We start from the raw sequence: 21,334 nt of genomic DNA on the forward strand, positions 1-21,334 counted from the left end.
GCGCCCCGCGCCTACGCCAGCCCCCGGCGGGCGACCGCGGGCGGCCGGTGCCCCGCGATGGACGCCACCATGTCCAGGACCTGCCGCGTCTCGGCGACCTCGTGCACGCGGTACACCTGCGCCCCCAGCCACGCGGAGACCGCCGTCGTCGCCAGCGTGCCGAGCACCCGCTCCTTCACCGGCCGGTCCAGCGTCTCACCCACGAAGTCCTTGTTCGACAAGGACACCAGCACCGGCCACCCCGTCTCCGCCATCTCGCCCAGCCGCCGGGTCGCCTCCAGGCTGTGGCGGGTGTTCTTCCCGAAGTCGTGACCCGGGTCGATCATGATCCCGTCCCGTCGCACGCCCAGCTCGACCGCCCGCTCCGCGAGGCCCACGGTCACCCGCAGGATGTCGGCCATCACGTCCTCGTACGCGACCCGGTGCGGCCGGGTCCGCGGCTCCGCGCCGCCCGCGTGAGTGCAGACGAGCCCGGCGCCGTACCGGGCCGCGACCTCCGCGAGCCCCGGGTCCACGCCGCCCCACGCGTCGTTGAGGACGTCCGCGCCGGCCTCGCAGACCGCCTCGCCGACATCGGCGCGCCAGGTGTCGACGCTGATGACGACGTCCGGGTGCCGGCGCCGTACCTCCGCGACGAAACCGACCGTGCGCCGCGCCTCCTCCTCCGCCGTGACCTCCTCGCCGGGGCCCGCCTTCACCCCGCCGATGTCGATGATCGCGGCGCCCTCGGCGACCGCCTGCTCGACGCGCGCGAGGGCCGGCTCGTCGCGGAAGGTGGCGCCCTGGTCGTAGAACGAATCGGGGGTCCGGTTGACGATCGCCATGATCACCGGCTCGTGCGGCCCGAATTCACGCCGTCCCAAGCGCAGCATCCCTTATGTCCTCCCTCGCGTCCGTTCGCCTGCGACCCTAACTGTCGGTGGCGCATGGCACGATCGGCACGGGACGTTTTCCACTCCGGGGAGAGGCGCGCTGGTGTTCTGGTTTTTGCTGATCGCGATGGTCGTGGTCGTCGCGGCGGTCACCCTCGCGGTGGTCGGCGGAGGCGACAGCGAGGTGCTGCCCGAGGTGGCACCGGAGCAGTTGGTGGACCCCCTGCCGGCGAGCCGGCCGGTCGACCGCGCCGACATCGAGGCGCTCCGGCTGCCGGTGACCGCGCGGGGCTACCGCATGGCGGACGTCGACGACGTCCTCGGCCGGCTCGCCGCGGAGCTCGCCGAGCGGGACGCGCGGATCGCCGAGCTGCAGGCGGCGCTGGGGGGCGGGCGCGGCGGCCACGACCCCTCGTCCGGTCCGTCGCTTCGTAAGGACGAGGGACAGTGACCGGCGAGGCGATCCCCGGTCCTGACGGCCGACTGCGCTGCCCCTGGGGCCTGTCGACCGAGGACTACGTCGCGTACCACGACGAGGAGTGGGGCCGCCCGGTCCACGGCGACGACGCGCTGTTCGAGCGGCTGTGCCTGGAGGCGTTCCAGTCGGGTCTTTCCTGGATCACGATCCTGCGCCGGCGCGAGGGCTTCCGGCGGGCCTTCGCCGACTTCAAGATCGCCTCGGTGGCGGAGTTCGGCGAGGCGGACCGCGAGCGGCTCCTCGTGGACGAGGGCATCATCCGCAACCGGGCGAAGATCGACGCGACGATGGCGAACGCGAAGACGCTGGCGGAGTGGTCCCCGGGCGAGCTCGACACCCTGATCTGGTCGTACGCCCCGGACCCGGCGACCCGCCCGGCCCCGCTGACCGTCGCCGACGTCCCGGCCGTGACGGAGGAGTCGACGGCCCTGTCCAAGGCGCTGAAGAAGCGCGGCCTGCGGTTCATCGGCCCGACGACGGCGTACGCCCTGATGCAGGCGTGCGGCCTGGTCGACGACCATGTGCAGGGATGCGTGGCCCGGGGCGGCCGCTGAGGCGACCCGGGCCACATCCGGTGTCACCGGCCCACGTACCGCGGCTTCTCCTTCGCCAGGAACGCCTGGACCGCGATCGTGTGGTCCTCGGACGCGCCCGCCGCGGTCTGGAGCTCGTCCTCCTTCTCCAGCGCCTCCGCGAGCGAGTGGTCCGCCCCGTACGCCAGCGACTCCTTCAGCGCCGCGTACGCCACCGTCGGGCCCGCGGCCAGGGCGCGGGCGACCTTCAGTGCCTCCTGCGCGAGGTCGGCGGCCGGGACCAGCTTGTTCACGATGCCGAGCTCGTACGCCTCCTGGGCGCTGATCGAGCGCGGGAAGAGCAGCAGGTCGGACGCCCGGCTCGCGCCGATCAGCCGGGACAGCGTCCAGGACATGCCGGAGTCGGCGGTGAGCGCGACACCCGCGAAGGACGTGTTGAACGCGGCGGTGTCGGCGACCACGCGGTAGTCCGCCGCGAGCGCGAAGCCGAAGCCCGCCCCCGCCGCGACCCCGTTCACGCCCGCCACCACCGGCTTCTTCATGCCGGTCAGCGCCTTGACGATCGGGTTGTAGTGGTCCCGGACCGTGTTCATCGTGTGCTGCGTCCCGGACTCCTTGTCCGACATCAGCAGGCCCACGTGCTCCTTCAGGTCCTGCCCCACGCAGAACGCCCGGTCGCCCGCGGCCGTCAGCAGCACCGCCCGTACGGCGGTGTCCGCCGCGGCCGCCTCCGCGGCGTCCCGCAGGGCGACTTTCGCCTCGACGTTCATCGCGTTCATGGCCTCGGGCCGGTTGAGCGTGATCGTGGCGAGTCCGTCGCTCACTTCGTACAGCACGGTGTCGGCCATCGCGGCTTCCCTTCGTGAAATGCGTCCCTGTCCCGGCCAGCATGGCGGAGATCACGGACACCGCACATGTGAGCTGTGTCAAAGACCGGCGGTGGCGTGGTGGCGAAGCGGCGGCGAAGTATCGCAGGCCGATCGCCGAATTGGGCGGTTTTGCGGAAGCGCGTTGCGCAAGCGATGCAACCCGATGTTGGTCATCGGGTCCTGTGATGCGGGATAATGACCTGGAAGCAATGTGTTCGATGCCGGTGACGTGTGCTCCCGATCAGGGGCCGTCGGCTGACGAAGAGCTGGTTTCAGGAAGGGGAACAAGCATGGCGGCCATGAAGCCGCGGACGGGCGACGGCCCGCTCGAGGTGACCAAGGAGGGGCGGGGCATCGTCATGCGCGTTCCGCTCGAAGGCGGCGGTCGGCTTGTCGTCGAGCTGACCCCGGACGAGGCCGAAGCACTCGGCGACGCCCTGAAGCAGGTAGTCGGCTGACGCGACAAGCCAGGATTGTCCGCCCCTGCCCCGGCACGGTACCCACCGCGCCGGGGCAGGGGTGTTCTACGGCTCGGCAGCCCGAGCGGCGCCTTCGGAGGCGTCAGCCCCGCCGCACCGCGCACAGCAGGCCGTCGCCCACCGGCAGCAGCGACGGCAGCAGCTCCTGGCTCTCGCGGACCGCCCGCAGCAGCTCGCGCACCCGCAGCACCTCCGCCGGCTGCGCCGCCGAGTCGACCGTACGACCGTCGGCGAAGACGCCCTCGAAGCAGACCAGACCCCCCGGTCGCAGCAGGCGCAACGATTCAGCGAGGTAGTCCAGACACTCCAGCCGGTCACCGTCGCAGAAGACGAGGTCGTACCCGCCGTCAGCCAGCCGCGGCAGGACGTCCAGGGCGCGGCCCGGGATGAAACGCGCCCGGTTCCCGGCGAAACCCGCCGCCCGGAAGGCCGTCTTCGCGAACTGCTGGCGCTCCGGCTCCAGGTCCACCGTCGTCAGGACCCCGTCCGGCCGCATCCCGTACAGGAGATAGATCCCGGAGACACCCGTGCCGGTACCAATTTCGGCCACCGCTTTCGCGTCCGCCGTGGCGGCCAGCAGGCGCAGGGCGGCGCCGGTGCCCGGAGACACCGAGGGCAGCCCTGCCTCCCGGGCCCGCTCACGGGCCCAGCGCAGCGCATCGTCCTCGGCGACAAAGGCGTCGGCGAACGCCCAGCTCGTCTGCCGGTTGGCGGTAATGGCCCTCTCCTGTCCCCGTAGTTGGCGCAACGGTGACTGTATCCGCTGCACGCGGGAACCCGCAGATGGGACCGCGCGTTCAGATGAGGCAGGACGCGATGCGGGACGCCCGGCGAGCCGGCCCCAAATTCGCGTAAAGATTCTTATCCGGAGCTAACGGGCGAGGTGGCTATGGTAGGGGCTCCACTGGACACCACCAGAGCCGACAGGGGAGGTGCGGCTGCGCCTGTGGATCGGGGAGGAGTGCTTCGGCGTCTTCTCAGGTCGGCGGGTGAGCCGAAATCCGTGACCGACACCGCTGACCGAATCCACACCGCCGACTCCGCTCCCACCACCGCGACCTTCGCATCGGATGCGGAATCGCAGGCGTGGACTCCGCCCACCTGGGAGGAGATCGTCAGCACGCACAGTGGCCGGGTCTATCGCCTCGCCTACCGGCTGACCGGCAACCAGCACGACGCCGAGGACCTGACCCAGGAGGTCTTCGTCCGCGTCTTCCGCTCGCTGTCGACGTACACGCCGGGCACCTTCGAGGGCTGGCTCCACCGCATCACCACCAACCTCTTCCTCGACATGGTCCGCCGCAAGCAGCGGATCCGTTTCGACGCGCTCGCCGACGACGCGGCCGAGCGGCTGCCCAGCCGCGAGCCCTCCCCGCAGCAGGCGTTCAACGACACCCACTTCGACGCCGACGTCCAGCAGGCGCTCGACACCCTCGCGCCCGAGTTCCGGGCCGCGGTCGTCCTCTGCGACATCGAAGGACTGTCGTACGAGGAGATCGCCGCCACGCTCGGCGTGAAGCTCGGCACGGTCCGCAGCCGGATCCACCGCGGGCGCTCGCACCTGCGCAAGGCGCTGAAGCACCGTTCCCCCGAGGCCCGGGCGGAGCGCGCGCTGGCCGCCGTCGGCTGGGAGGGCGGTACGGCGTGAACACACGTCCTGCCGGCCCGACCCCCGCGGAGCAGCACCTCGGGGACCGGCTCGCCGCGTTGGTCGACGGGGAGCTCGGCCACGACGCCCGCGAGCGGGTGCTCGCGCACCTCGCGACCTGTGCCAAATGCAAGGCGGAGGCCGACGCCCAGCGCAGGCTGAAGAGCGTCTTCGCCTCCACCGCACCCCCTCCGCCCTCGGAGGGGCTCCTCGCCCGACTCCAGGGGCTGCCCGGGGGGCCCGGTGATCCGGGGGGCGACGACCGTCGGGGGGGACCCTTCGACGACCTCTTCGGCCTGGGCGGGCCCGGCGGCACGGGTGGGGTGAAGTCCGACGGCTTCGCCACGGCCACCGCCGTCTCCCCGCACTCCGGCTTCCGCATCCATGAGGTCGGCGGCCGTGCCGACCATGACCGTTCGCCCTGGCGCGGGCGGCGCTTCGGCATCGCGGCGGCCAGCGCGGTCTCCTTCGCCGCCATCGCGCTCGGCGGCGCCCTGCCGCTGGAGACCTCGGTGAGCGCCGGCGGCCGCGGCGAGGGCACGGGCAACACCGTGACTCCGCTGCGGGCCTCGGCCTCGGGCGGCGGCACCGGCACGAACTCGGGCACCGGCGTGGGTACGAACGCGGGCACGGTCACGGGTCGCGGCGGGCGCTCGGGAGAACGCTCGGTCACGGACTCCTCGGTGACCCCGTTCGGTGCGGGCGTGTCGAAGCCCGGGACCGTGGCGTCAGGACCGCTGGTGCCCGGTGGGACGACGCCCGCGGTGGCCGGCCGGCTCCAGGACCCGGCTCCGCCGTCGCTGCTCGCCCTCTCGCCGTTCATACGTCCCACGGGACCGGCGCTGCACCTGGCGTTCTCGTCCGGGCTCAACAGGCCGGACGGCGGCCCGACCGTCGGCCCCGCTTCGTCGGGCCTGACGGCCACGAGCACGTCGACGATCCCGCTCACGTCCCGACGCTGACCCGGGACCTGGTTGAATCCAGGGCACGGGTGCCCGACGCAGGCGGGCGCTGACAGGTCAGCTGTTGCGGGGAGAGCATGAACGACGGGAAGCCCACCGGCCAGAAGCCGAAGTGGTGGAGCCGGCCTACGAGTACGCCGCCGGCCGGCGGTGCGCCCGGACCGACTCCGGAGGAGATACCGGAGCCGTCGGCCGCGGACGAGGGAGACTTCACCCTCGCCGCCCCCGCGGCGCCGGAGCCGCCCGCCGGCCCGGAGGCCCCGGCGGCGCCGGCGGCCTCCACGGCGCCGGAGGTCCCCGCCGGCCCTGAGGCTCCCGAGGTCCCCGCGGTGTCGGAGCCGTCCGTCGGCCCTGAGGCCCTCGACGTCCCCGCCGTGTCGGCGGCCGTGTCGGAGGCCCCCACGGCGCCCCGGCCGCCCGTCGGCACCGAGGCCCCCGAGGCCCCGGAGGTCCTGGCGGCCTCCGAGGTCACGGAAGCCCTGGAGGCTCCGGTGGCCCCGGCGGCTCCCACGGTTCCGGACGCAGGGCACGCCCACGCCGTACCGCAGCAGGCCCGGCCCGAGCCGCAGCCGCTGCACGAGCCCGACGAGTACCGGACCCCGCCCTACGGTGGGCCCGGCCCATGGGCACCCGCCCCGCCCGTGCAACGGCCGGTGGCGACTCCGGCCCACGGGGTCCCCGTACCCCCGCAGGCGCCCCAGCCGGCCCCGCAGCAGCAGGCGCCGCATCCGGCACCGCAGCCCATGCCGCAGCCGATCGTCCCGCAGCCTACGCAGCCCACGCAGCCCGCACAGTGGGTGCAGTACGACCCCTGGGGCGCTCCCGGGGCCCCTGGCGCTGCTCTCGCCCCGCTGACCATCGGCGCGGAGCCGCCCGCCAAGCCCCGCCGTTCCCGGCGCGGGCTCGCGCTCACCGGCGCGCTGGTCTTCGCCATGATCACGGGTGTTCTCGGCGGCGCGGTCGGCGCCTATGTCGAGCGCAACGGCGGCATCACCACCATCGAGCTGCCCCAGGCCGGCCGCGAGGACTCCGGCCGCGCGCCCGACAGCGTCGCCGGGATCGCGGCCAGCGCCCTGCCGAGCGTCGTCACCCTGCACGTCAGTGGCGGCGGTTCCGCCGGTACCGGGACGGGCTTCGTCCTGGACACTCAGGGCCACATCCTGACCAACAACCACGTGGTCGACGGCGCGGGCACGTCCGGGGACATCTCGGTCACCTTCAGCAGCGGCGAGACCGCGAGTGCCAAGCTGGTCGGCAAGGACAGCGGCTACGACCTCGCCGTCGTCAAGGTCACCGGCGTCTCGGGCCTCAAGCCCCTGCCGCTCGGCAACTCGGACAACGTCCGCGTCGGTGACCCGGTCGTGGCCATCGGTGCCCCCTTCGACCTCCAGAACACCGTCACCTCGGGCATCATCAGCGCCAAGGAGCGGCCCATCACGGCCGGCGGTGAGAAGGGCGACGGCAGTGACGTCAGCTATGTCGACGCGCTGCAGACCGACGCCCCGATAAACCCGGGCAATTCGGGTGGCCCGCTGGTCGACTCCAAGGCTCGGGTCATCGGCATCAACAGCGCCATCCGCGCCGCGGGAGACGGTTCGGGCGGCGAGGGCGGCGGCCAGTCCGGCTCCATCGGCCTGGGCTTCGCCATCCCGATCAACCAGGGCAAGCGGGTCGCCGAGGAGCTCATCAACACCGGCAAGGCCACCCACCCCGTCATCGGTGTGAGCCTCGACATGCAGTTCAACGGCGACGGCGCCCGCGTCGGCGAGAAGGGCAAGGACGGCTCGGCCTCCGTCACCCCCGGCGGCCCGGCCGCCAAGGCCGGCATCCGGCCCGGCGACGTCATCACCAAGGTCGACGGCCAGCGGGTCCACAGCGGCGAGGAGTTGATCGTCAAGATCCGCGCCCACCGTCCGGGGGACCGGCTGGAGCTGACGCTGCTGCGCGGAGGCAAGGAGCAGACCAAGACGTTGACGCTCGGTTCCTCGCAGGGCGACTGAGCGCCATGTGGGGGACACCGCAAGGTACCCGCCCGGCAGTTTCGGCGGGTACCGTGGAGCGGGCCCCGGACCCCGTGTAAGGAGCAGCAAGGTGTTCAACGACCTAGGCATACTCGAGCTCGTGACGCTCGTGGTCCTCGCCGTGCTCATTTTTGGCCCGGACAAGCTGCCGAAGGTCATCCAGGACGTCTCGCGCTTCATCCGCAAGATCCGCGACTTCTCCGAGAGCGCGAAGGCCGACATCCGCACCGAGCTGGGGCCGGAGTTCAAGGACTTCGAGTTCGAGGACCTCAACCCGAAGACGTTCCTGCGCAAGCAGCTCGACGGCAACGAGGACTTCAAGGAGCTGAAGGAGCTGCGCAGCAGTTTCGACCTCAAGAAGGAGATGAACGAGGTCGCCGACGCGGTGCACGGCCGCGAGTCGGAGGCCCCTTCGGTCCCCGCCGGCGTCAACGGCTCGCCCGATCTGCTCAAGAAGAACCAGGACAAGCCGGACGCCGGTGAGCGGCCGCCGTACGACTCCGACGCGACCTGACGCCTCGGCCTGACACCATCCGGCGCGAGCCGGTGGCTATCCTCCATCTGTTGTCCGCCGACGCGGGCACGACGGATCGAGGAGGCGGCCGAGATGGAGACGACGAGTCGGGTGGAGGGAGTGCCCGCGGCCCGGCGTACGGCCGAAGGCTTTCTGAGCGCGGCCTTCACCTGGTACGGACTTGACGAGGCGTTCGCCGGACCGCGCTGGCTGATGCAGGTGGGCACGGCGGCGGACGGGACCGTCCAGCACGGGTCGATGGGCCACGGGGACGAGCCGTCCATAAAGTCCGATGCCAGCGGGGTCGAGAAGGAGCGCTTCGCGGTCGTCGTGACGGTCGCTGCGAGCCCCGTGCGGCGCTCCGGCGACGGTACGGGTGTCCTGGAGGCCACCACGGTCTCCTCCGCCGCCTGGCTGGCCGGTTCGGGGCTGCTCGCGTACACCTGGCCCGCGCAGCTCGACCACTCGCTCCGGGACGAGTGGCTGGACCAGCAGACGGAGACCGCGTTCGAGCTGGCGGACGACCTGACGGGCCCGGAGTGGTCGACGCTGTCGCTGCCGGTGGACGGGGTGCCGATGCCGTTCCACTACCGCGAGTCGGAGTTCGGGTGGGTGCTGGCCGGCTCCGCCGGCGAGGTGCACATCGGTGCGTACGGGCGGGGGATGAGCGCGTACGGGCTGGGGTTCTCCGGGGTGAAGGACCTCGAGGCGTACGCCTCCTAGGCCCGACGAAGGGCTAGGCACGACGAAGGGCTAGGCACGACGAAGGGGCACCCCGGAGAGGGGTGCCCCTTCGTCGCGACCAGAGGTCAGAACTTGTTGCGCGGGGTGATGCCCAGGCTCATGCCCGAGAGGCCCCTGGCGCGGCCGCCCAGCTTGCCCGCGATGGCGCGGAGGGCCGAGCCCGCGGGCGAGTCCGGGTCGGTCAGGACGACCGGCTTGCCCTCGTCGCCGCCCTCGCGCAGCCGGACGTCGATCGGGATGGACCCCAGGACCGGAACCGTCGCGCCCGTGGTCCTCGTCAGGCCGTCCGCGACCTTCTGGCCGCCGCCCGTGCCGAACACGTCGACCATCTCGTCGCAGTGCGGACACGGCAGGCCCGACATGTTCTCGACGACGCCGACGATCTTCTGGTGCGTCTGCACGGCGATCGAGCCGGCCCGCTCGGCGACCTCGGCGGCCGCCTGCTGCGGGGTCGTGACGACGAGGATCTCGGCGTTCGGCACCAGCTGCGCCACCGAGATCGCGATGTCGCCCGTGCCCGGGGGCAGGTCGAGGAGAAGCACGTCCAGGTCGCCCCAGTACACGTCCGCGAGGAACTGCTGGAGCGCGCGGTGGAGCATCGGGCCGCGCCACACCACCGGGGCGTTGCCCGGGGTGAACATGCCGATGGAAATGACCTTCACGCCGTTCGCGGACGGCGGCATGATCATGTTCTCGACCTGGGTCGGACGGCCGTCCGCGCCCAGCATCCGGGGCACCGAGTGCCCGTAGATGTCGGCGTCGACGACACCGACCTTCAGGCCGTCCGCGGCCATCGCCGCGGCGAGGTTCACGGTCACGGAGGACTTGCCGACGCCGCCCTTGCCGGAGGCGACCGCGTACACACGGGTCAGCGAACCGGGCTTGGCGAACGGGACCTCACGCTCGGCCGTCGTGCCGCGCAGCGCCGCGGCCAGCTCCTTGCGCTGCTCGTCGCTCATCACGTCCAGCGTCACGTCGACGCCGGAGACGCCTTCCACCCGGGAGACCGCGTCGGTGACGCGCTGGGTGATCGTGTCGCGCATCGGGCAGCCGGAGACGGTGAGATAGACCGTGACGGCGACCCTGCCGTCGGATCCGATCTCCACCGATTTGACCATGCCGAGCTCAGTGATCGGTTTGTTGATCTCGGGGTCGTTCACCGTCGCCAGTGCTTCGCGCACCGCGTCTTCCGTAGCCATACGGACGATGGTACGGCGCCGACCACCCGGCCCGGAAAGACCCGTCAGCGGTCGGGTACGTCACTCCTGTGGTCCTCGCCCGCCGGGAATAGATCCCGGCGCTCCTGCATCTCCTTGATCAGGTCCTGCAGCTCCGAACGGATCCAGTCCCGGGTCGCCACCTCGCCGAGACCCATCCGCAGCGCAGCGATCTCCCGGGTCAGATACTCGGTGTCCGCGATCGACCGCTCGTTCTGCTTCCTGTCCTGTTCGAGGTTGACCCGGTCCCGGTCGTCCTGCCGGTTCTGGGCGAGGAGGATCAGCGGGGCCGCGTACGAGGCCTGCAGCGACAGCGCCAGCGTCAGGAAGATGAACGGGTACTCGTCGAACTTCAGCAGCGACGGCGCGAAGATGTTCCACAGCACCCAGACGATGATCGTCAGGGTCATCCAGACCAGGAAGCGGCCGGTCCCCAGGAAGCGCGCGATCCGCTCCGAGAGCCTGCCGAAGGCCTCCGGGTCGTACTCCGGCAGCAGCCTGGCCCGTCGCTCGCGCGGCAGGTCGAGCCGGATCCGGGGCATGCTCCGCTCCCGCTCGCGTTCCCGGTCCCTCTCCCGCTCCGGAGCGCGCTCAGCCGCCATGAGCCGCCCTCTCCTCGTGGAACTCCGTCTCCCGCCAGTCCTCCGGCAGCAGATGGTCGAGTACGTCGTCGACGGTCACCGCGCCGAGCAGGGAACCGCTCTCGTCCACCACCGGCGCCGCGACCATGTTGTAGGCGGCGAGATAGCTCGTGACGGCCGGCAGCGGGGTGTCCGGGGCGAGCGGCGGCAGATCGCTGTCCACCAGCGAGCTGACCAGCGTGAACGGCGGATCGCGCAGCAGCCGCTGGAAGTGCACCATGCCCAGGTACTTGCCCGTCGGCGTCTCGTCGGGCGGCCGGCACACGTACACCTGCGCCGCGAGCGCCGGGGACAGGTCCTGCTGCCGTACGCGGGCCAGCGCGTCCGCGACCGTGGCGTCGGGCCGCAGCACGATCGGCTCGGTCGTCATCAGGCCGCCCGCGGTCCGCTCCTCGTACGCGAGCAGGCGGCGCACGTCCGCCGCGTCGTCCGGGCGCATCAGGGTGAGCAGCCGCTCCTTGTCCTCCTCCGGCAGCTCGGAGAGCAGGTCGGCGGCGTCGTCCGGGTCCATCGCCTCCAGGACGTCGGCGGCCCGCTCCTCCTTCAGCTTGCCGAGGATCTCGATCTGGTCGTCGTCGGGCAGCTCCTCCAGGACGTCGGCGAGCCGGTCGTCGTCGAGGGCGGCGGCGACCTCGGCCCGCCGCTTGGGGGAGAGGTGGTGCAGCACGTTGGCCAGGTCGGCGGGGCGCAGCCGCTCGAAGGTGGCGACCAGGCTCTCCGCCCCCTGCCCCTCCTCCTCCAGCGAGAACCCGGTGACCGCCGACCACTCCACGGTCAGCGTCTCGCCCTTGCGACGCAGCGCGCCGGGCTTGCCGCGCCGTACGAAGACCTTGTCGATCTCCCAGTCGCGGCGGGCCGGCAGCTGCTGGATGGCCACGTCCAGGACGGTGACCTCCTCGTCCGTCTGCACGAGCCGCACCCGGCGGTCGAGCAGCTCGCCGAGGACGAGCCGTTCCGTGGGGCGCTGCTCGAAGCGGCGCATGTTCACCACGCCCGTGGTGATGACCTGGCCGGACTCGACACCCGTGATCCGGGTCATGGGGACGAAGACCCGGCGGCGGCTGAGGACCTCGACGACCATGCCGAGCAGCCGGGGCGGGCGGCGGCCCACCCGGAGCATGGCGACGAGATCGCTGACCCGGCCGACCTGGTCCCCGTTGGGGTCGAACACGGGGACACCGGCGAGGTGCGAGACGAAGATCCGGGGGGCGCCTGCCGCCATGCCACGCGCCTCCTCGGTGTCGCACGATTCGGGTCATTGCAGAGGTATGCCGGGTTCAGGCTAGCCCGTGCTCTTCCGTGGCGCCCCGGCAGAGCGCCCGTACGGCTGCCTGCGGCCGCGGTCCGCGTCCCGGGTACGCTGCGTGCTGCCGTCCCCCCACCGACGACGTTCGAGAGGCAGCGCAGGTGACCGCACTCCCCACTGCATCGCGCATCCGCCGGGCCGTCCTGCCCGTGGCGCTCTGTGCCGGTCTCGCGGCGGGGCTCACCGCCTGCGCATCGGATCCGGACGAGGGGACGAACGGGGTCGGGAAGCTCGAGGCGACCGCCATCGAGCAGAAGGCGCAGTCCGCGGCCGACACGGCGAAGGCGGTGCGGCTGGCCGGCACCCTGGTCAGCAAGGGCGGCACGTACAAGCTGAACATGCGGCTCAAGCAGGACGGCGCGAGCGGTTCGGTGACGACGAAGAACAGCAGGTTCGAGCTGCTGCGGATCGGCGACGCGCTCTATCTGAAGGCCGACGCGGGCTTCTGGGCGCACGACGACAAGGCGACGGAGGCTCCGACGGAGTCGGACAGCGAGGCCGCCGACAAGCTCGACGACAAGTACGTGAAGGTGCCGGAGGACGACCCCTCGTACAAGCAGCTGCGCGGCTTCACCGACATGGACCTGCTCCTCGACGGGCTGATCGGGCTGCACGGCGAGGTCGTCAAGGGTGACCGCGACAAGATCGGCGGTCTCCGCACGGTCAAGGTCAAGGGCGGTGAGGACGGCGAGGGCGGCACACTGGACGTCTCGCTGGACGGGACCCCGTTCCCGCTGCGTTTCGCGCGCGGCGGTGGAGCGGGGGTGGTGGTGCTGTCCGAGTGGGACAAGGACTTCCCGCTGGAAGAGCCCTCGAAGGACCAGACCCTGGACTACGGCAAGCAGCTGCCGCGTACCTGAGGCACCGCCACTGGCGCCCTGTCCGGCGGATCTGGGCGGGACAGCCCCTGGGGGGTGTCTAGCGCTTGCGCCGCTTGAACAGCAGCCTGGGGAGCGCGGCCGGTACGGGCCGCCTCGTGACCGCGTCCGACGGCTGCGGGACGGCGGCGAGGGACCCGTCCGGCAGGTCCGTCGTGGAGTCCAGCGGCTCGAGCCGCAGCACCCGGCACTCCCGCGCCCACCGCTCCGGCATCTCCTCGCCGTCCGTCGCGTTCAGGCGCTTGCCCTTCAGCTCGGCGACCGCGGCGTCCCACTCCTCCGTACCCGGAGCCAGTTCGCTCACCGCCGCTGTCCAGGCGACGAGTCGGCCGCCCTTGTCCTTGCTGCGGACCGTCACCTCGGCCGTCGCGCCCGCGACCAGGCCGGGGAGCGGCTGCTCGCCCGGGCCGTCGCCCACGACGTGCGCCGCGCCCTCGTGCCAGACGTGCCACAGCGCCCTGGCCGCGGCGGCGTCGCCCCGGACCCAGATGAGGCCGGACTTCTTGGTGGCCTCCTCGACGAGAGCGAGGCCGAGCAGCGTGTCTGTCATGTCCAGCAGCCTATCGGCAGCCCGACTAGAGCCAGCCGTTGCGCTTGAGGGTGCGGTGGATCGCGAAACAGATGACCGTGATGCCGACGAGCACCATCGGGTAGCCGTACTTCCACTCCAGCTCGGGCATGTGGTCGAAGTTCATGCCGTACACACCGCAGACCGCCGTCGGCACGGCGATGATGGCCGCCCACGAGGTGATCTTGCGCATGTCCTCGTTCTGCGTCACCGTCGCCTGCGCGAGGTTGGCCTGGAGGATCGAGTTGAGGAGTTCGTCGAAGCCGACGACCTGCTCCTGCACGCGCGCGAGGTGGTCGGCGACGTCGCGGAAGTACTTCTGGATGTCCGGGTCCACCAGCCGCATCGGGCGCTCGCTGAGCAGCTGCATCGGGCGCAGCAGCGGGGTGACGGCCCGCTTGAACTCCAGTACCTCACGCTTGAGCTGGTAGATCCGGCCGGTGTCGGTGCCGCGCGTCGAGCCCTTGGCCGGCGGGGAGAAGACGTCGATCTCGATCTGGTCGATGTCGAGCTCGACCGCGTCGGCGACCGCGATGTAGCCGTCGACGACATGGTCGGCGATGGCGTGGAGGACGGCGGAAGGACCCTTGGCGAGCAGTTCGGGCTCGCCCTGGAGGCGGTGGCGGAGGTTGCGCAGCGAGCCCTGGCCGCCGTGCCGGACGGTGATGACGAAGTCGGGGCCGGTGAAGCACATCACCTCGCCCGTCTCGACGACCTCGCTGGTGGCGGTGAGCTCGGCGTGCTCGACGTAGTGGATCGTCTTGAAGACGGTGAAGAGGGTGTCGTCGTACCGCTCCAGCTTGGGCCGCTGGTGGGCGTGGACGGCGTCCTCGACGGCGAGCGGGTGGAGCCCGAACTCGGCGGCGATACCGGCGAATTCGGCCTCGGTCGGCTCGTGCAGACCGATCCAGGCGAAGCCGCCGCTCTCCCGTACCTGGCGCATCGCGCCGCGCGGGGTCAGGCAGGCGCGGTCGTCCACGCGGCGGCCGTCGCGGTAGACGGCGCAGTCGACGACGGCGCTGGAGGCGGACGGGTCGCGGGTGGCGTCGTAGTTGGCGTACGGGGAGGCGAGGGCGGGGCCGGCCTTGCGCAGCGAGGGGCGCAGGGAGGGGCGGACCGCGGCGCGCAGGTCACGGATCATCGACATTGGCATGCTCCTTCACGGAGAAGCCGCCGGCGAGGCGTGGCACAGCCCGGAATGGGGACGTGGAGCTACGTCGTCCACAAAGCGGGCGGCACCGCACGATCGCGGTGACGGCGTTCGCTACAGACAGGCAAAGGCGAAGTGCTCTTCCGTCGTGCGAGATGCCGGGTGACGGGGCGGACCGGGTACGGAGGCCTCAGATCACCGGGAGGAGCGCACCGGGCTCGGGGTGCGGGGCGGAAGAGCGGTTGGTACTGCCCGATCGACTTCGATCCACGCAGCCCCACCTCCTCCAGCCGGTCCCCCTTGGGGGATGACGAGTAGTCGGGAGTCCCGACCAGCGGCCAAGACTATCAGCCGACAGAGGGTCAATCCCTTCCTTTGCCCGTTCCATACGCGCTTTATGCTCAAGTCATGGGAGAAGTTCTTGCTCTGGTAGAGGCCCGGCTGCGTACGGCGCTCGGTGAACCGGACGCGCGGGCCGCGGTGACGTTCCTCGGCACGGACCGGATCGAGGTGCTCCGCTTCATCGACGGCGATGTGGTGCGGTACGCCACCCTCGGCATGTCCGCGTATCCGATGACCGATCCGACGTCCGCGCTCGCCGACCCCGTGAAGGGCCCGCGCGCGGAACTGGTGCTGTCGGTACGGGCCGGGCTCGCCGACACCGACAAGGTGCTGCGACCGCTCGCCGTCCTCGCCTCGACCCCGCAGGTCGAGGGTGTCGTGGTGGCGGCCGGCGCCTCGCTCGACGTGGGTGAACCCCTGTGGCCCGGGGCCCCGTTCAGCTCGGTGCTCGTCGCGGAGTCGGGCGGTCTGGTGGAGGACCTGGACCTCGACGACCCCATGGATCCTGTGCGGTTCCTGCCGCTGCTGCCGATGACCCCGAACGAGGCGGCGTGGAAGCGGGTCCACGGGGCGAAGGCCCTGGAGGAGCGCTGGCTGACGAACGGCACGGATCTGCGCGATCCGCTGCGCACGGCCGTACCGCTGGACTAGGACGCGGCTGTCTGCCGTGTGCGTCCGAGGTCCGGGCCGAGCCGATGAGTGCCGCTTGCACCTATTACTCGGGGTGAACTGGTCGGGCCGGACGGGTGATCGTCCTTGACGCGGGCGCGGAGCGGTAGGACCGTTGGGCTCTATGAGGGGCGAACCGAGTTGCCCGAAGTGCGGTGGCCGGGTCAGGGCGCCCGGTCTTTTTGCCGACTCCTGGCAGTGCGACGTGCACGGCTCGGTGCACCCGCTGCAACCGGTGATCCCGCCCAGCGTCGAGGCCCTCGGTGTCGTCGTGCACCGGACCCAGGTGCCCGTGTGGATGCCGTGGCCCCTGCCCGTCGGATGGCTCTTCACCGGGGTCGCGTACGCCGGTGACGACCGCAGCGGAGGGCGCGCGACGGCGGTCGCCTGCTCCGGTCCCGGACCGCTCGGCGGGATCGGTGAGCTGCTGCTCGTCGCCGAGGAGCTCGGCGTGGGGCTCGGCGCGCGGTACGCCGGGATCGACGGACCCGACCCCGGTCCGCACATGGCCATCGAGAAGCCCGCCCAGACCAAGGTGCTCGCCGCCGGGCGGCCGACGCCGCTGTGGCACGTGAACGGCACGCCGCACGACCGCGCGGTCTTCGCGGGGGAGGCGCGCGGGCTGTGGCTGTGGGCGATCGTGTGGCCCGAGCAGTCCGGGCTGCTGATGTACGACGAGCTGGTGCTGACGGACCTGCGGGACGCGGGTGCGGAGGTCGAACTGCTGCCGTGCGGGGCGCTGACGCCGCGTCTGCTGACCTAGGTCGCGTCCGGGGCCGCGGCCTCCCGGGTCGGGGCCCGGTCCGGGGCCTGGTTCGGGCCCCGGGGCCAAAGGGGCGGGGGTGTTCGATTCCCCCGTTATGCTGGAGCGTCCCCTTCGTCCGCCCCGAGCCCAGGAGTACCGCGTCGTGCGCATCGATCTGCACACCCACTCCACGGCGTCGGACGGTACGGACACCCCGGCCGAGCTGGTCCGTAACGCCGCGGCCGCCGGGCTCGACGTCGTCGCCCTCACCGACCACGACACGACGCGTGGGTACGCCGAGGCGATCGCCGCGCTTCCCGAGGGGCTGACCCTCGTCACCGGAGCCGAGCTGTCCTGCCGGATCGACGGGGTCGGCCTGCACATGCTCGCGTACCTCTTCGACCCGGAGGAGCCCGAACTGGCCGCCGAGCGCGAGCTGGTCAGGGACGACCGGGTGCCGCGCGCCCGGGCGATGGTCGGCAAGCTCCAGGAGCTCGGCGTGCCGGTCACCTGGGAGCAGGTCGCCCGGATCGCGGGGGACGGCTCGGTGGGCCGCCCGCACGTCGCGGAGGCGCTGGTCGAACTCGGCGTCGTACCGGATGTGTCCGGGGCGTTCACGCCGGAGTGGCTGGCGGACGGCGGGCGGGCGTACGTGGAGAAGCACGAGCTCGACCCGTTCGACGCGATCCGGCTCGTGAAGGCGGCCGGCGGCGTCACGGTCTTCGCGCATCCGCTCGCCGTCAAGCGCGGCGAGGTCGTGCCGGAGTCCGCGATCGCCCGGCTCGCGGAGGCCGGCCTCGACGGCATCGAGGTCGACCACATGGACCACGACGAGGCGACGCGGGCGCGGCTGCGGGGGCTCGCGAAGGAGCTCGGGCTGCTCGCGACGGGCTCCAGCGACTACCACGGCACCCGCAAGACGTGCCGCCTCGGCGACTTCACCACCGACCCCGAGATCTACGGCGAGATCACCCGCCGAGCCACGGGCGCCTTCCCGGTCCCGGGCACGGGCGGACCCGCGTAGCCCCTGACGGGCCCGCCACCCGGCTCGAATCGGGGGGCCGCACTGCCCCCGCCCGGCCGTCCTCGGCGGACGCCACCGCGGACCACCCGACGGCAGCCCGGTCGGCCTGCGGCCGGCCGCCCTGGCGGTCAGCCTCGGCGGGACGCCGACGCGGGCGTTCCCGGCGGACCACCCTGGCGGCTGGCTGGACTTCCCACGGCGCCTCCCGGCGCCCGGGGGCCCGGCTCGATTCTCGTCGGGATCTCCTGACGGAGTCCGGCTGGGTCCATGACGGCATCCGGTCGCGGGACACCGACGGGCATCGCCAGGCGGAGTCCGGTCGGTTCCGGCCGGGTCGCCGACGGGAGTGCCCCGGGGCAGTCCGGGCGCCGCCCGGTCGGTCTCCGGCTGGAGCCGCAGGGTCCCGGCGGGACCTCCTGACGGAGTCCGGCTGGGTTCTCGGCGAGTCGCCGACGGGAGTGCCCCGGGGCAGTCCGGGCGCCGCCCGGTGGGTCTCCGGCTGGAGCCGCAGGGTCCCGGCGGAGACCTCCGGCTGGAGGCCGCAGCGTCCCGGCGGGGTCCGGTCGGTTCTGGCGGAATCCCCCGGCGGGAGGCCGCTCGGGCACTTGTCGTCGGCCGGGCCTCGGACCGTCAGGGCGGCCCGCACCGCGTTTCACCCACCGCGCCCCCCGGGCGCGCCCACCCACCCCTCGTACACCCCACATCGCAAGGCTCACCGTGTTCGACGTCGCCGTCTTCGGCTCGCTGTTTCTGACCCTTTTTGTGATCATGGATCCCCCCGGGATCACCCCGATCTTCCTCGCGCTCACCTCCGGCCGGCCCGTCAAGGTCCAGCGGCGGATGGCCTGGCAGGCCGTCGCCGTGGCCTTCGGGGTCATCACCGTCTTCGGGATCCTCGGGCAGCAGATCCTCGACTACCTCCACGTGTCCGTTCCCGCGCTGATGATCGCGGGCGGTCTGCTTCTGCTGCTCATCGCGCTCGACCTGCTCACCGGCAAGACCGACGAGCCCAAGCAGACCAAGGACGTCAACGTCGCCCTCGTTCCCCTCGGCATGCCGCTGCTCGCCGGGCCCGGTGCGATCGTGTCCGTGATCCTCGCCGTGCAGCACGCCGACGGCGCCGGCGCCCAGATCTCCGTCTGGGCCGCGATCGTCGCCATGCACGTCGTGCTCTGGCTGACCATGCGCTACTCGCTGCTGATCATCCGCGTCATCAAGGACGGCGGCGTCGTGCTCGTGACCCGGCTCGCCGGGATGATGCTCTCGGCCATCGCCGTGCAGCAGATCATCAACGGCGTGATGCAGATCGTCCAAGGCGCCTAGGGCCTGTCACGCCCCCCGAACACCACTGCGCCCCCGTACGGATTCCGGTTCACGGAGTCCATGCGGGGGCGCGGTGCGTCTGAGCGTTGCCTTGTTATGAGGCCGTGGTCTCGGCCGGGCGGATCCAGATGCGCTGGCCGATCGAGGCGGCCTGCTGCACGATCCGGTTGACGGAGGCGGCGTCCACGACGGTGCGGTCGACGGGCGTGCCGTCGATGTCGTCGAGTCGCAGGATTTCGAAGCGCATGGGCTTCTCCCTTCGTCTGGAGTTGATCCTCCTGCTGGAGAACTGTGTTGCCTGTTACGTATGGTCCAACGAGGTGCATCCTGCAAACATTCCCTACGCTAAGGAAATTTTTTGGATGGCTAACTACTAAGCGGTAGGGGACATTGGCGGGCAGGGCCCGAGCGGCGGAGAATGAGGCCGGTATGAACGACGCAGAGACACCACAGACGACGCCCGGTGACCCGCTCCGTGACATCGGCGCCCGCCTGGAGCGCACCAATGAGCTCCTCCAGCGGATGCTGGCCGAGGTGGCGAAGACCCCTTCGACCCATGCCATCTTCGTCGACGCAGGTTACGTCTATGCTGCGGCCGGGTTGCTGGTCGCGGGCACCGAGGACCGCCGCTCCTTCGACCTCGACGCCGAGGGGCTGATCGAGGCCTTCATCGACAAGGCCCGCACGATCTTCGCGGACAGCCGGCTGCTGCGCGTCTACTGGTACGACGGCGCACGCCGCCGGATCCACACCCCCGAGCAGCAGTCGATCGCCGAGCTGCCCGACGTCAAGGTCCGCCTCGGCAACCTCAACGCCAACAACCAGCAGAAGGGCGTCGACTCCCTCATCCGCTCCGACCTGGAGTCCCTCGCCCGGCACCGCGCCATCAGCGACGCCGCCCTCGTCGGCGGCGACGAGGACCTCGTCTCGGCCGTCGAGGCGGCCCAGGGGTACGGGGCCCGCGTCCACCTCTGGGGCATCGAGGCCGCCGAGGGCCGCAACCAGGCCGAGCCGCTGCTCTGGGAGGTCGACAGCCAGCGCACCTTCGACCTCGACTTCTGCCGCCCGTACGTCACCCGACGGCCCGTCACGACGTACGAGAACGAGGGCGAGCCCCCGCCTTCCCGCGACGAGGTCCGGTTCGTCGGCGCCCAGATCGCCGCGACCTGGCTCGTCGAGCGGGGCCGCGACGCGATGGCCGAGCTGCTGCCCGGACATCCGTATCTGCCCGGACCGGTCGACCAGGACCTGCTGATCGAGGCGGAGAAGCTGCTCAGCCGCTCGCTGCGCGGACACGCGGCGCTCAGGAGGGCGCTGCGCGACGGCTTCTGGCAGCACCTCCAGGCGCAGTACTAGTCACGAGCGGCCCCGCCGGCCGCCACGCGCTACGGGCAGCGCTCCCAGAACGCGGTCAGCCGGTCGGCCAGTTCCTGCGGATGGGACACGTTGGGGGAGTGGCCCGCACCCACGACCACCGTGTGATGGGCGCCGGTGCGCACCGCCGCCTCCGCCAGGCCCGCCGTCGGCCAGACCATCTCCTCGTCCCCGTAGGCGATGTGCAACGGCACGGTGAGCTGCGCCAGATGGGCCGAACCGTCCCGGTCGCGCCTCAACAGCCGCCCCGCCACCGACAGTTGGGAGATCTGCGTGCTCATCCAGCGGTGCCGCAGGAACGTCACGATCTCCGGCGGGTCCGTAACTCCCGGCTCCTCGCCGCGACTGTCCAGCCAGCGCGTGGCCCGCCACACCCGCTCCTTGGGAAGCACCGCGAGCGCGCCCCGCAGCACCCGGACCCGGATGCGTTGCGGGCGGGCGACCGGACCGGGCCCCGACGACAGGAGCGTCAGCGAACGGAACGCCTCCGGGGCCAGCAGAGCCGCCCCCCGGGCCACCACCCCGCCGAACGAGTGCCCCAGCAGATGCACGGGCCCGTCGCCGAGCGCCCCCGCCTGGGCGACGGCGTCGAGGGCCAGCGCCCGGCGGCTGTACGCGGACCGGTGCCGCGGCCCCGGGCTCTCGTGCTGCCCCCGCCCGTCGACCGCGACGGCGCGGTATCCGGCGTCGCTCAGCGGCCCGAGCAGCGCGAGGAAGTCCTCCTTGCTGCCCGTGTAGCCGGGCAGCAGCAGCACGGTGCCGCGGGCCTCGCCCTCGGGCGCGGTGTCCAGGACGGCGAAGGCGCCGCGTGCCGTCACCAGCCGGTAGGCACGGGTGCGCGGCGGCGGCGCCAGGGACCGGGGCTTGCTCATAGAGGGACTGTAACCGCTGCTCGGAAGGGGTCGGACAGCACAGGTCGGACAGCACAGCGGCCCGGCCCCTGGGGAGGGACCGGGCCGCTGAGGGCGGTGCGACGA

General features: G+C 71.9%; 24 protein-coding genes. 14 read left to right on the forward strand and 10 right to left on the reverse strand.

All coding sequences use genetic code 11. From position 1 onward, the window contains the following. Positions 1-11 precede the first annotated feature (11 nt). Complete coding sequence (folP, locus tag ABZ939_RS34415; RefSeq protein WP_361864111.1) at positions 12-872, reverse strand: dihydropteroate synthase; 861 nt, start codon at positions 870-872, stop codon at positions 12-14. Positions 873-975: 103 nt separating this feature from the next. Between folP and ABZ939_RS34420 the strand changes: the two genes are divergently transcribed. Together ABZ939_RS34420 and ABZ939_RS34425 are read left to right on the forward strand one after the other, a co-directional pair. Beyond that, entirely contained in the window at positions 976-1,323 is a 348-nt protein-coding gene (locus tag ABZ939_RS34420) for a DivIVA domain-containing protein (protein ID WP_361864113.1), read from the forward strand. Next, positions 1,320-1,904, forward strand: a complete 585-nt coding sequence (locus ABZ939_RS34425; RefSeq protein WP_361864115.1) for a DNA-3-methyladenine glycosylase I — start codon at positions 1,320-1,322, stop codon at positions 1,902-1,904. Before ABZ939_RS34420 ends, ABZ939_RS34425 begins: the two co-directional genes overlap by 4 nt. A 23-nt stretch (positions 1,905-1,927) precedes the next feature. Here the strand turns inward: ABZ939_RS34425 and ABZ939_RS34430 are convergent, their stop codons facing one another. Then, positions 1,928-2,731, reverse strand: a complete 804-nt coding sequence (locus ABZ939_RS34430) for an enoyl-CoA hydratase-related protein (protein WP_361864117.1) — start codon at positions 2,729-2,731, stop codon at positions 1,928-1,930. Positions 2,732-3,042: 311 nt separating this feature from the next. On the opposite strand from ABZ939_RS34430, the gene ABZ939_RS34435 reads away from it, so the two are divergent. Further along, complete coding sequence (locus ABZ939_RS34435) at positions 3,043-3,210, forward strand: DUF3117 domain-containing protein (protein ID WP_006346801.1); 168 nt, start codon at positions 3,043-3,045, stop codon at positions 3,208-3,210. Between the two features lie 103 nt (positions 3,211-3,313). On the opposite strand, the gene ABZ939_RS34440 is transcribed toward ABZ939_RS34435, so the two are convergent. Continuing rightward, entirely contained in the window at positions 3,314-3,979 is a 666-nt protein-coding gene (locus tag ABZ939_RS34440) for an O-methyltransferase (protein WP_361864172.1), read from the reverse strand. Between the two features lie 141 nt (positions 3,980-4,120). Between ABZ939_RS34440 and sigE the strand changes: the two genes are divergently transcribed. The 5 genes from sigE (at position 4,121) to ABZ939_RS34465 (ending at position 9,099) form a co-directional block, all read left to right on the forward strand. Further along, the gene (gene sigE, locus ABZ939_RS34445; protein ID WP_329116361.1) at positions 4,121-4,879 is read left to right on the forward strand and encodes an RNA polymerase sigma factor SigE; all 759 of its coding nucleotides are present in this window, start codon (positions 4,121-4,123) and stop codon (positions 4,877-4,879) included. Beyond that, positions 4,876-5,841: a zf-HC2 domain-containing protein gene (locus tag ABZ939_RS34450; protein ID WP_361864120.1), complete on the forward strand. Its 966-nt coding sequence runs from the start codon at positions 4,876-4,878 to the stop codon at positions 5,839-5,841. Before sigE ends, ABZ939_RS34450 begins: the two co-directional genes overlap by 4 nt. A 77-nt stretch (positions 5,842-5,918) precedes the next feature. Then, positions 5,919-7,841 carry a trypsin-like peptidase domain-containing protein gene (locus tag ABZ939_RS34455; RefSeq protein ID WP_361864121.1) on the forward strand — a complete coding sequence of 641 codons (1,923 nt, stop codon included), beginning with the start codon at positions 5,919-5,921 and terminating at the stop codon, positions 7,839-7,841. Between the two features lie 91 nt (positions 7,842-7,932). Further along, positions 7,933-8,376, forward strand: a complete 444-nt coding sequence (locus ABZ939_RS34460; RefSeq protein ID WP_361864123.1) for a sec-independent translocase — start codon at positions 7,933-7,935, stop codon at positions 8,374-8,376. Between the two features lie 93 nt (positions 8,377-8,469). Next, positions 8,470-9,099, forward strand: coding sequence for a hypothetical protein (locus ABZ939_RS34465; protein ID WP_361864125.1), 630 nt, complete (start codon positions 8,470-8,472; stop codon positions 9,097-9,099). 86 nt (positions 9,100-9,185) lie between these two features. On the opposite strand, the gene ABZ939_RS34470 is transcribed toward ABZ939_RS34465, so the two are convergent. The 3 genes from ABZ939_RS34470 to ABZ939_RS34480 are packed head-to-tail and all read right to left on the reverse strand — an operon-like array spanning position 9,186 to position 12,200. Continuing rightward, positions 9,186-10,319 (reverse strand): Mrp/NBP35 family ATP-binding protein, encoded by a 1,134-nt coding sequence (locus tag ABZ939_RS34470; RefSeq protein WP_361864127.1) that lies wholly within the window; start codon positions 10,317-10,319, stop codon positions 9,186-9,188. Positions 10,320-10,363: 44 nt separating this feature from the next. Continuing rightward, complete coding sequence (locus tag ABZ939_RS34475; RefSeq protein WP_361864129.1) at positions 10,364-10,939, reverse strand: DUF1003 domain-containing protein; 576 nt, start codon at positions 10,937-10,939, stop codon at positions 10,364-10,366. After that, complete coding sequence (locus tag ABZ939_RS34480; protein WP_361864131.1) at positions 10,929-12,200, reverse strand: CBS domain-containing protein; 1,272 nt, start codon at positions 12,198-12,200, stop codon at positions 10,929-10,931. The genes ABZ939_RS34475 and ABZ939_RS34480 overlap by 11 nt, the downstream gene beginning before the upstream one ends. 185 nt (positions 12,201-12,385) lie before the next feature. Between ABZ939_RS34480 and ABZ939_RS34485 the strand changes: the two genes are divergently transcribed. Then, positions 12,386-13,144 carry a hypothetical protein gene (locus ABZ939_RS34485; protein WP_361864133.1) on the forward strand — a complete coding sequence of 253 codons (759 nt, stop codon included), beginning with the start codon at positions 12,386-12,388 and terminating at the stop codon, positions 13,142-13,144. A gap of 58 nt (positions 13,145-13,202) precedes the next feature. Here the strand turns inward: ABZ939_RS34485 and ABZ939_RS34490 are convergent, their stop codons facing one another. Then, on the reverse strand, positions 13,203-13,712 hold the full coding sequence (locus tag ABZ939_RS34490) for a hypothetical protein (protein WP_361864135.1): 510 nt from the start codon (positions 13,710-13,712) through the stop codon (positions 13,203-13,205). Positions 13,713-13,737: 25 nt separating this feature from the next. After that, a complete protein-coding gene (locus ABZ939_RS34495) occupies positions 13,738-14,877 on the reverse strand; it encodes a magnesium and cobalt transport protein CorA (protein WP_361864137.1) in 1,140 nt (379 codons plus the stop codon). Between the two features lie 411 nt (positions 14,878-15,288). On the opposite strand from ABZ939_RS34495, the gene ABZ939_RS34500 reads away from it, so the two are divergent. The 4 genes from ABZ939_RS34500 to ABZ939_RS34515 all read left to right on the forward strand — a co-directional run bounded on the left by ABZ939_RS34500 (position 15,289) and on the right by ABZ939_RS34515 (position 18,983). Continuing rightward, a complete protein-coding gene (locus ABZ939_RS34500) occupies positions 15,289-15,873 on the forward strand; it encodes a suppressor of fused domain protein (RefSeq protein WP_361864139.1) in 585 nt (194 codons plus the stop codon). A gap of 142 nt (positions 15,874-16,015) precedes the next feature. Beyond that, positions 16,016-16,654 (forward strand): DUF6758 family protein, encoded by a 639-nt coding sequence (locus tag ABZ939_RS34505; RefSeq protein WP_361864141.1) that lies wholly within the window; start codon positions 16,016-16,018, stop codon positions 16,652-16,654. A gap of 145 nt (positions 16,655-16,799) precedes the next feature. Beyond that, positions 16,800-17,660: a PHP domain-containing protein gene (locus tag ABZ939_RS34510; protein ID WP_361864143.1), complete on the forward strand. Its 861-nt coding sequence runs from the start codon at positions 16,800-16,802 to the stop codon at positions 17,658-17,660. Between the two features lie 717 nt (positions 17,661-18,377). Beyond that, complete coding sequence (locus ABZ939_RS34515; RefSeq protein WP_361864145.1) at positions 18,378-18,983, forward strand: MarC family protein; 606 nt, start codon at positions 18,378-18,380, stop codon at positions 18,981-18,983. Between the two features lie 94 nt (positions 18,984-19,077). Here the strand turns inward: ABZ939_RS34515 and ABZ939_RS34520 are convergent, their stop codons facing one another. Next, the gene (locus ABZ939_RS34520; RefSeq protein ID WP_128980654.1) at positions 19,078-19,230 is read right to left on the reverse strand and encodes a hypothetical protein; all 153 of its coding nucleotides are present in this window, start codon (positions 19,228-19,230) and stop codon (positions 19,078-19,080) included. Between the two features lie 182 nt (positions 19,231-19,412). Between ABZ939_RS34520 and ABZ939_RS34525 the strand changes: the two genes are divergently transcribed. Further along, entirely contained in the window at positions 19,413-20,339 is a 927-nt protein-coding gene (locus tag ABZ939_RS34525) for an NYN domain-containing protein (protein ID WP_361864147.1), read from the forward strand. Between the two features lie 29 nt (positions 20,340-20,368). Here ABZ939_RS34525 and ABZ939_RS34530 read toward each other — a convergent pair whose 3' ends face one another. Further along, complete coding sequence (locus tag ABZ939_RS34530) at positions 20,369-21,229, reverse strand: alpha/beta hydrolase (protein ID WP_361864149.1); 861 nt, start codon at positions 21,227-21,229, stop codon at positions 20,369-20,371. Positions 21,230-21,334: the final 105 nt, after the last annotated feature.

Origin of the sequence: Streptomyces sp. NPDC046712 (genome assembly GCF_040645695.1) — a bacterium.
Classification (GTDB): domain Bacteria; phylum Actinomycetota; class Actinomycetes; order Streptomycetales; family Streptomycetaceae; genus Streptomyces.

Coding starts and splice junctions, on each gene's coding strand:
- folP (WP_361864111.1), bottom strand. CDS start 872: ATGCTGCGCTTGGGACGGCGTGAATTCGGGCCGCACGAGCCGGTGATC.
- ABZ939_RS34430 (WP_361864117.1), bottom strand. CDS start 2,731: ATGGCCGACACCGTGCTGTACGAAGTGAGCGACGGACTCGCCACGATC.
- ABZ939_RS34435 (WP_006346801.1), top strand. CDS start 3,043: ATGGCGGCCATGAAGCCGCGGACGGGCGACGGCCCGCTCGAGGTGACC.
- sigE (WP_329116361.1), top strand. CDS start 4,121: ATGGTAGGGGCTCCACTGGACACCACCAGAGCCGACAGGGGAGGTGCG.
- ABZ939_RS34455 (WP_361864121.1), top strand. CDS start 5,919: ATGAACGACGGGAAGCCCACCGGCCAGAAGCCGAAGTGGTGGAGCCGG.
- ABZ939_RS34465 (WP_361864125.1), top strand. CDS start 8,470: ATGGAGACGACGAGTCGGGTGGAGGGAGTGCCCGCGGCCCGGCGTACG.
- ABZ939_RS34470 (WP_361864127.1), bottom strand. CDS start 10,319: ATGGCTACGGAAGACGCGGTGCGCGAAGCACTGGCGACGGTGAACGAC.
- ABZ939_RS34475 (WP_361864129.1), bottom strand. CDS start 10,939: ATGGCGGCTGAGCGCGCTCCGGAGCGGGAGAGGGACCGGGAACGCGAG.
- ABZ939_RS34480 (WP_361864131.1), bottom strand. CDS start 12,200: ATGGCGGCAGGCGCCCCCCGGATCTTCGTCTCGCACCTCGCCGGTGTC.
- ABZ939_RS34490 (WP_361864135.1), bottom strand. CDS start 13,712: ATGACAGACACGCTGCTCGGCCTCGCTCTCGTCGAGGAGGCCACCAAG.
- ABZ939_RS34495 (WP_361864137.1), bottom strand. CDS start 14,877: ATGTCGATGATCCGTGACCTGCGCGCCGCGGTCCGCCCCTCCCTGCGC.
- ABZ939_RS34500 (WP_361864139.1), top strand. CDS start 15,289: ATGGGAGAAGTTCTTGCTCTGGTAGAGGCCCGGCTGCGTACGGCGCTC.
- ABZ939_RS34505 (WP_361864141.1), top strand. CDS start 16,016: ATGAGGGGCGAACCGAGTTGCCCGAAGTGCGGTGGCCGGGTCAGGGCG.
- ABZ939_RS34520 (WP_128980654.1), bottom strand. CDS start 19,230: ATGCGCTTCGAAATCCTGCGACTCGACGACATCGACGGCACGCCCGTC.
- ABZ939_RS34525 (WP_361864147.1), top strand. CDS start 19,413: ATGAACGACGCAGAGACACCACAGACGACGCCCGGTGACCCGCTCCGT.
- ABZ939_RS34530 (WP_361864149.1), bottom strand. CDS start 21,229: ATGAGCAAGCCCCGGTCCCTGGCGCCGCCGCCGCGCACCCGTGCCTAC.